The organism is Lactobacillus sp. N54.MGS-719 (assembly GCF_000980505.1).
GTDB classification, from domain to species: Bacteria; Bacillota; Bacilli; order Lactobacillales; family Lactobacillaceae; genus Lactobacillus; species Lactobacillus amylovorus.
On sequence record NZ_LARO01000059.1, the window covers coordinates 1 to 8,320 of the forward strand.

7 protein-coding genes and 3 pseudogenes are annotated in these 8,320 nt (G+C 33.2%); 4 read left to right on the forward strand and 6 right to left on the reverse strand.

Annotated features, from left to right (window positions below; translation table 11 throughout):
* Nucleotides 1–184: 184 nt before the first annotated feature.
* Entirely contained in the window at nt 185–538 is a 354-nt protein-coding gene (locus tag WS44_RS08315) for a helix-turn-helix transcriptional regulator (protein ID WP_013438007.1), read from the reverse strand.
* A 279-nt stretch (nt 539–817) separates the two neighbouring features.
* Between WS44_RS08315 and WS44_RS08320 the strand changes: the two are divergent.
* Both WS44_RS08320 and WS44_RS08325 read left to right on the forward strand, forming a co-directional pair.
* Nucleotides 818–1,788, forward strand: a pseudogene (locus WS44_RS08320) (IS256 family transposase).
* 149 nt (nt 1,789–1,937) lie between these two features.
* Nucleotides 1,938–2,648 (forward strand): YoaK family protein, encoded by a 711-nt coding sequence (locus WS44_RS08325; RefSeq protein WP_013438008.1) that lies wholly within the window; start codon nt 1,938–1,940, stop codon nt 2,646–2,648.
* A 1,407-nt stretch (nt 2,649–4,055) separates the two neighbouring features.
* Here the strand turns inward: WS44_RS08325 and WS44_RS08330 are convergent.
* The gene (locus tag WS44_RS08330; protein WP_013438009.1) at nt 4,056–4,310 is read right to left on the reverse strand and encodes a GlsB/YeaQ/YmgE family stress response membrane protein; all 255 of its coding nucleotides are present in this window, start codon (nt 4,308–4,310) and stop codon (nt 4,056–4,058) included.
* Nucleotides 4,311–4,457: 147 nt separating this feature from the next.
* Between WS44_RS08330 and WS44_RS08335 the strand changes: the two are divergent.
* Both WS44_RS08335 and WS44_RS10135 read left to right on the forward strand, forming a co-directional pair.
* Nucleotides 4,458–4,688: pseudogene (locus tag WS44_RS08335) on the forward strand (transposase); the annotation flags it as partial.
* A gap of 53 nt (nt 4,689–4,741) precedes the next feature.
* Nucleotides 4,742–5,346 (forward strand): annotated as a pseudogene (locus WS44_RS10135) (AAC(3) family N-acetyltransferase); the annotation flags it as partial.
* 373 nt (nt 5,347–5,719) lie between these two features.
* On the opposite strand, the gene WS44_RS08355 reads toward WS44_RS10135, so the two are convergent.
* The 4 genes from WS44_RS08355 to WS44_RS08370 all read right to left on the reverse strand — a co-directional run bounded on the left by WS44_RS08355 (nt 5,720) and on the right by WS44_RS08370 (nt 8,319).
* Nucleotides 5,720–5,926, reverse strand: coding sequence for a hypothetical protein (locus WS44_RS08355; RefSeq protein WP_046434007.1), 207 nt, complete (start codon nt 5,924–5,926; stop codon nt 5,720–5,722).
* The gene (locus tag WS44_RS08360; protein WP_046434008.1) at nt 5,919–6,137 is read right to left on the reverse strand and encodes a hypothetical protein; all 219 of its coding nucleotides are present in this window, start codon (nt 6,135–6,137) and stop codon (nt 5,919–5,921) included. Before WS44_RS08360 ends, WS44_RS08355 begins: the two co-directional genes overlap by 8 nt.
* A gap of 77 nt (nt 6,138–6,214) precedes the next feature.
* Nucleotides 6,215–6,793 carry a hypothetical protein gene (locus WS44_RS08365; protein ID WP_046434009.1) on the reverse strand — a complete coding sequence of 193 codons (579 nt, stop codon included), beginning with the start codon at nt 6,791–6,793 and terminating at the stop codon, nt 6,215–6,217.
* A gap of 5 nt (nt 6,794–6,798) precedes the next feature.
* Nucleotides 6,799–8,319: an ABC transporter ATP-binding protein gene (locus WS44_RS08370; protein ID WP_288145725.1), complete on the reverse strand. Its 1,521-nt coding sequence runs from the start codon at nt 8,317–8,319 to the stop codon at nt 6,799–6,801.
* Nucleotide 8,320: the final 1 nt, after the last annotated feature.

Consider the following 8,320-nt stretch of genomic DNA (forward strand, 5'->3'; position numbering starts at 1 on the left):
TCAGGTTCAGGACACCTTAGAATCCTACTTTGATTAAATAAATAATTAAAAAATCAATTTACGAGAAAGATCTATTTACACAAAAGATTTGACAGTTTCCAATTGATACTGACGGTTCAATTTTGTAAGACTAACAAAATAAGAGCTATTGTTAAAATAATCGACAATAGCTCTTATTTTTCTTTTAGTTCATTTCCTTTAAAAGGACAATGAGTGATTTACACACACGTTCTGCCTTAGCGGCTGGTAATTTTCTTAATTCATTATTTACTTTTTGAATGAAAATAGGCGTATTATTCACTGGACCTTCGGGCTTTATCTTTTTAACGCGATAAGCGTTATTAATGATATCAGGTGTAGTAGTATTCAAAGCTCTTGCAATTGAATCAAGCTTTTGAATACTAATATTTTGATCCTTGGTCCTTTCCAAACGTGAAATAAAATTTACTGAAAGATCACTGAGTTCAGCAAGATCTTCCTGCGTGAGCTTTTGTTCACGTCTTCTACGGGAAATTTCTTCTCCTAAATTAATATTCACAAAGCATTCGATCCTTTCAAACTACTTATATTATTATGTGTATAGCTTATAAAAGATTAGGTGGAAAATGAATAAACTATTTTAATAGTATTAACTTGTATTATATTAAACATCAATATTGCTTTATTTATTGATTAAGCAAATCTCGTGAGACTGTAAAATAGTTTGTGTAAGGATGAATGATTCCTTAAATTAATTTCTTAAAACATTAGAAAAAGGAGTTCCTTTCTTGTATGATTTGTTTGAACAAAAAACACATACAGAAAGAAGAACTCCTTCATGAATGATTTTACCAAAAATATGGCTCAAGAGCTCTATTCAATCAAGACAAAATTAATGATTTATTGCGTAAAGAATTACAACAAGCAGTTAATGACTTGTTAGAAGCTGAATTAACTGCTTTTTTAGGTTATAATTCTTATGCAAGATGCAAGAGACGGCTGGAATACCGGCAATTCGGCGTAACTACCAGAGAGATAGCTGATTTGATTGAAAAAATGTATGGCAGCCATTACAGCCCCGCTCAAGTATCCAATATTTCTAAGCAGATGATCCCCAAGGTAGAGGCCTATCACAAGCGTAAGCTGAGCGATAAGTTCTTCTGCGTTTATCTAGACGCTACCTACGTTCCTCTGCGCCGAGAAACCTTTGAACGCGAAGCTGTCTATATTGCCATTGGTATCAAACCTAATGGTCACAAGGAAGTTATCGACTACTGCATTGCGCCCAATGAGAACATTGAAGTCTGGACGGAGCTGCTCCAAAGCATGAAATCTCACGGCTTAGAGCAAGTAGAGCTTTTTCTTTCAGATGGTGTCGTCGGTATGAAGCAGGCGCTTGTAGAAGCTTATCCTAAAGCTCACTTTCAACGCTGCCTGGTACATGTTATGCGCAATATTTGTGCCAAAGTCCGAGTAGATGATCGTGAAGCAGTCATGAATGACTTTTACGCTAAATGGGGTAAGTTATACAGTCACGTGGTAAGAAACTTAAAGGCAATCGAGGCTGATATGCTTGTATTTTATAATTATCCAAAGCAGATTAGACCGTCAATCTATTCAACGAACATGATTGAATCGTTTAACAATATTGTTAAGCGTAAAGCTAAGCCTAAAGCTGAATTTCCAACAGAGCAATCATTGGACATATTTATAGGCATCCAAGCATTGAGCTACAATGATCGATATTTCAATCGAATCCACAAAGGCTTTGGCCAGGTTCAAGATACCTTGGAATCTTACTTTGATTAAATAAAGAATAAAAAATCAATCTATGAGAAAGATCTATTTACACAAAAGATTTGACAGTTTCAATCTCGTAGCCTCAACCTTTGAGGCTATTCTACCGCAAATAACATCTAATATTGTAAGACTAGGATTTTGAAGGATTGGGGATATTAATGAGTTTAAGAGGAAATTTGCGAGATATTTTTAATAGTGCTAAGCCAGCAGAATCAAGGCAATTAGCTTGTGCTTTAACTTTTTGCGGTGGTTTCATTGACGCTTATACATATATACAAAGGGGACACACATTATCCGCTGGTCAAACAGGGAACGTAATATTCTTTAGTTCAGCATTGGCTGATCATAATATTCCAGGAATGATCAATCGAGCAAGTACTTTTATAGCATTCACATTGGGATTGCTACTGGTTGGTCTTTTTCATAAATACGTAAAAAGTCACTATTGGAGAGTATTTTGTTTATTTCCAATTTTAATCATCTGTGTAGTTGTTGGATTTCTGCCTAAAAGTGTACCTAATTACTATATAGTGCCAGCAATCGCTTTTGGCTTGGCCGTTCAAAATGCTTCTTTCAGCAAAATTGAAGGTATGGGGTACAACAACGTCTTTACAACTGGTAATCTAAAAAAATCTGTAGTTGCTTGGAGCGCGTTTTTCTTTGGTGCAGATAAGAGTCAACATACAGCAGCTGTTAATTACATGATGCTAACAATTTCATTTATGGTTGGAGCAATCGTTTCAGCATTGTTGCAAAAGATTTGGGTTCTTAAAACAATTTGGATTGCGGTTGTATTATTGGCGGCAATTAATTTCATATATCTTTTGGCACTTAAATCAAATAATAAATTGAATTTCAAAAATGAATAGAATATTTAAATCATCTGTCTGTAATGCAGATGATTTTTTAGTTGATCGAAGAAAAGGGATAGCAAATAGCAGAAGAAAATGCTTCTATATATCTGCGTATAATTGATATTATGTAAAGCTGCAATCAAAAAATATTATGCCTAGGAAAGTTATCAATCTCAAACTACTTTTTATTAGTTTAAAGAGCTTTTTAAAATTTACTTTTCATTTCGTAATTAATAAATCCTTCAGCATTTATATTTATTTTTTACTCAAACTAATTAAAACTTGATTTTACATTACCTTTATTTCTTATTTATAATTACTCTTCACTTTTTTATTGAGTTAAAAATTTAATGCTTTTTTGCATGTTGAGATCGCAATTCTAAGGCCAAGTTCATTTATTTTGACCATTAGTTGATAATTTAATTCAATTAACTTTTATATGCGCTCTGAGTAAAAAATATATTTAATTAAAATATTCGTATCACATTACTAATTACTAAAGAGTTCATCCATTTTAAATGTTAATTTACCAGGTTATCAAAAAATGCTGATTAATATATTTACAAATATCTATAATTACTGATATCAGAACAATATTTTGATTTAAATATAATCCTAATTTGTGTGATTTAAGCTAGACATCTAATCATGATAGCTAAACCAAAATAAGGAGTATTTGCTGACAGTTTTTAGAGTCAAGAATAGGTGTGTTTCAAAGAGATTGTAATAATTTTTAAAACACACCTACTTATCAAAGTAAAAGATTTTTGTATAAAATTTAAAATGATTTCTAGCACTACATAAAACAATAATTTTAATGATAGCAAGATAAACCTCTCTCCGAAATAAAGATTTTTATTGTTAAACATCAAAATTATTGTTAATAAGTAAAAAAATATTTTCTTTTATACCTATGTTTTTCACAACTACTTTTTAGTACTTTATAAAGATTTTAAATTTAGATTTGCTGCCCTTATTATTTTCTACAATGCTCATGTTTAAATTATCTTTTCTACTCTTTTTATTTTGAGTAAATTTCATACTAAATTGTTCTTCTATATAACATAATGACTAGACTTACTGGTAATTTATATCTAGCTAATATCAATTATGCATAAATTTAATGTTTTTAAACACATTTTTATAGTCTTTTTGAAGCTATTTATATCCAAAATACTACAATTTTTGACTATTTCAGCAAAAGTTTATTTAAAAATAAGAATCTGTAAGCAAATCACCAACTTTTTAAGGCTAAAAACTCAACTTGATAGCTTTTATAGAGTACTTTTATTTGTATCTCCCCTCCTCCATTGACTAGGGAGCAGGGAAAACATAAATAAAAAGCCCGAAATGACAATAAAGCAATCAAATTCAGGCTTTTCTTACTAGTACTAGCAAATTTATTCAGATGAAATTATTCTCTTATGCAGTATGGAATTTGCTGACAACGAAGGCCACAATGATTACCAAAATTACTGCACCTAAAATAGATGGAACAATTGCCATACCTGCTACCTGTGGTCCCCATTCACCCAGAAGGGCTTGTCCCAATGAAGAACCAATCAAGCCAGCTAAAATATTAGCAATCCAATTCATTGATCTGCCGTGACCTGTTAAAGCCCCAGCAATCAGACCAATTACACCGCCGACAATCAATACCCAAATCCAATGTAGCATTTTGATCACCTTTGCTGAGACCGTAAAATAGTTTGTGTAAGGATGAATAATTCCTTAAATTAATTTCTTAAAACATTAGAAAAAGGAGTTCCTTTCTCGTATGATTGGTTTGAACAAAAAAACACATACAGAAAGAAGAACTCCTTCATGAATGATTTTACCAAAAATATGGCTCAAGCTCTATTCAATCAAGACAAAATAAACGATTTATTGCGCAAAGAACTCCAGCAAGCAGTTAATGACCTATTAGAGCCTGAATTGACTGCGTTTTTAGGCTATGATCCTTATGCCAGAGCTGGCTGGAATACAGGCAATTCACGCAATGATGCTTACTTTCGCAAGGTTGATACGCAATTTGGCGAGATTAAAACGAGAATTGTACCTTTCAGGCCAAGTCAATAAGTTGTTTTATTTCAAGAAAAGGAAAGAAAATGTCTGAAAAATTAATCGAAACTGTTGTTACAAAGAATGACCTGAAATTTGCTTTAAAGCATTTGGGTGTTAAATCCAGTGATGCTTATCTTGTTCATACTGCAATGAGCAAGTTGCAATATCTACCTGGCGGTAGTGAAACTATAGTTAAAGCAATAGAAGAAACTCTTGTAAATGGTACTCTGATGATGCCTTCTCAAGTTTCTATGAATTGTGATCCAGCTACTTGGGAATATCCACCAGTTCGTAAGGATTTGATTCAAGTCATCCAAGATGCAATGCCACCTTACAATGCGAAAACATCTACAACTGAAGGTCTAGGGCTTACGCCAGAATATTTCCGCAACCTACCCGATGTTATTAGAAGCAACCATCCCTAGAAAAGTGGAGACTTGTTCTGCCGCAACTGGTACTGATGATAATGGGAAGACTGTTTGGACCGAGTATAAAAATGTTGATCCTGATACCTACGATGATTTTAACGATTTAGGTCAAGCTTTTGAAAAGCAATTTTCTAATGAATAGCAAAGCCACCATAAAAGTGATCAATGTAGTTCCGTTAATTGACTTTGCTCGACAATGGTTTGAGAAAAAGGACAAACAATTCGGTAATTCAATAGATAAACACAAAAACGAGAAAGACTTGATTTCTTTCTCGTTTTTTCTTATCTTTCAAACATTTTCTATCTTGATTAGTTTAGCAATCTTAGCTACGTCAGCGTCTGTCAGAACTTGTATCAAATTATCGTTAGTTAAAAGGATAAATAATGTATTGGCCATGATTTACGGCGTAGCATTGCAAAAATAAACGTGTGCTGCGACCGTTACCTTTGAGCATAATCTTCAGCGGTCAAGTGATGTTGCTTTTGCTGCAATGACATAACATGGTTAATATCTTCTTCTGCATAGTTGAAGCGATTGTAGTCTAAGAAGGTAGTATTACCCTTGTAAAAATTGCCCTGACGATATTTACCTGCCTAATCATATAGAGGACTAAACAAAAAGGCATTTATTTTGGCAAAGGCACTAATATCTTTTATCTTAATTCCTTGATTCAGCAAGAAGAGTTCTCTTTGAGCAGTAATTTCAAACTCCTTTTTGGCTAAATCTTGTGCATCCCTAATCCCCAACTTATTAATCAACGTACCATTAGCATACAAAGTCTCTTGAATCCAGTCACTCATCGTTTTTCTCCAAAATTTGATAATAATCCTCGCTTAAATCCGTTTCGTCATGAACAAGATCATTGATCTCTTGTTCTGTTAGCTGCCAGCCCTCTAGATGATTATTTTGCACGATAAAGCGGATCTTCTTATACAAATCTGGATCTGATATCCTTATTCCCTGAATTATTTGTGTCTGATCATCTATTTTCAATTTTTCTTTTTTGTCCATGTTTCCACGCTTTCTATAAACCCATTATAGAAAGTAAAAAGATCCTCATGTCTTTCAAACATAAGGATCTTTCTGTATTATCTTGTTATTTCTCTTATAGCTACAACGTGCTCATCATTACTTGTTTGACCTATGCCACTCATCTTTTTATCTTTCTTAGAATAACGATAAATCGTACCCGTATCATCAATCCCTGCATTTAACGCCAGATAAGCATAGTAATGATTCTTCGTTTTAAACATGGTAAAGACAAAAATCGGATGTTGCTGTTCTTTTACCACTTGCTTGATCATTCGATCATAAATTGGATTATGAACCTGCTTTTTAAATTGATCTTTTAAAACATGTTTCTTAACGGTCAAATAAATTGAATTTGATTTTCGATTAACATGATCTATAAAGATATCACTTGCATCAACAATCTCCTCATTCTTTACTTTAAATTTCTTTCCTTTATCTAATTCACCATTAACTAATAGTTTCCGATACAGAGTTTTTTCATCATTAGCAGTGTTCAACTTAAGCATAAGAATTGGTGTATTACTGCTTGAATGAAAAGAAGAAGAAAGAATTAAACCGATCGCTAAAACAGTAAAAGCAACTAGTAACAATAGAAGAACATATAACGGCCTAAAGTATTTAATGCTTTTCTTCATTAAATCTATCCTTTCACCAAGTGAATCTCCCGATCAAACAACCTGCGCATCCCTTCATTGAAATTATGCGCAATAAAGACGATTGTCGCTTTACTCTTAACTAGGTTCTTAAGAATATCCATCGTTGCATTCTGATCAATCGCACTCGTTCCCTCATCAATTAAAATAATATCGCTATTATGTACCTTAGCTCTAGCTAGAACGATCTTTTGCCGTTGACCACCTGAGATATTCAACTTGTCCAAATCAAGTTCTTCATTCAAGCCATCTTTGAACTTAGAAATATCTGTATCAAAGTCGACCTCTTTAACTGCTTGGTCCACTCTGTTATCAAGCTTCTCATTAAACATGGTAATGTTATCTTCAATTGTAGCTGGAAAGACAACTGGATTCTGTGGAATATAACCAATCTTACTTAAGTCAGGAACAATTTCCTTACCATTTTGATCCTTGTATACTACATTACCTTCACTTGGTTTTAGTTCTCCTAAGATCAATTTAAATAAAGTAGATTTTCCGGCTCCTGAATCACCAGTTAACAGAATCTTTTCACCTTGTTTAATCTGTAAGTCTGCGAAAGCTAATTTTTCTCCATTTGGGAACTGCAACTTAAGATCATGAGTTTCAATTGAAGCTGGTACAACACCTTGCTTTTCTTTTGGTACTTCAACCTTACTTGCTGATTGATCAACTTCATCAATCAACTTGGTTGTGCCTTTCATTGCACCACGTCCAGATGTAACCATATTAATACCTTGACTAAGGTAAAAACGGAAATTCCCTACAATCATCAAAGCACCAATAGTAATACTACCTTGCTTAACTAAGACACCAGCCAAAATGAACAGGATTAATCCAAACAAAGCTGAGACAATTCCATTAACAGCTTCAATCAACTTGATATAGCCTGTTTGCTTCACGTTAGCATATTCCAATTTCTTTGAAGCATTGGCAGTGACTGAAAACAACTTAGCTCCTGCCATAAATTGTCTAATCTGTTCTAGTCCTGATAGCCAATCATTCAATGTATCTAGATAGGCTTGATTACTATCAGAAATCATCTGATTGGCTTTTTGTAGTGGTTTCTCTGTTAATTTAGGTAAAAGCAATGATACAGCTACCATTATGCAAATCACGATTAATAACTGCCAACTTAACAGAATTAAATAGATTACTACACTGATAATCAAGACAGTACCGTAAATCACACCAAACAAGTTGGTAAAGTAGTTTTCATTAATCAGCGTTAAATCATTAGTCAATCTATTCTGCATGTCTGCAACGGTGTGCTGTTTTTGATCATCATAATAATGCTTAACTATCTTGGCTCTGACTTGTTGGTTCAAATCCTGTTGTAAATAATTATCAAGATTCTGCACTATTGGCAATAAGAAATACAAAATAAGCATGATGATAAAACATACTATGGCTATTAAGATAAACTCATGCCAATTTCTTGCCAAGATTACATTCGTTAAAGTTTGAGTTAAGTAAGTACTGAAAATAGCTATAGCAGGTACTACTATT

What these genes read in the sequence shown, in the direction of transcription:
- WS44_RS08355 (WP_046434007.1), bottom strand. Translation starts at nt 5,926, where the DNA reads ATGAGTGACTGGATTCAAGAGACTTTGTATGCTAATGGTACGTTGATT.
- WS44_RS08360 (WP_046434008.1), bottom strand. Translation starts at nt 6,137, where the DNA reads ATGGACAAAAAAGAAAAATTGAAAATAGATGATCAGACACAAATAATT.
- WS44_RS08325 (WP_013438008.1), top strand. Translation starts at nt 1,938, where the DNA reads ATGAGTTTAAGAGGAAATTTGCGAGATATTTTTAATAGTGCTAAGCCA.
- WS44_RS08330 (WP_013438009.1), bottom strand. Translation starts at nt 4,310, where the DNA reads ATGCTACATTGGATTTGGGTATTGATTGTCGGCGGTGTAATTGGTCTG.
- WS44_RS08365 (WP_046434009.1), bottom strand. Translation starts at nt 6,793, where the DNA reads ATGAAGAAAAGCATTAAATACTTTAGGCCGTTATATGTTCTTCTATTG.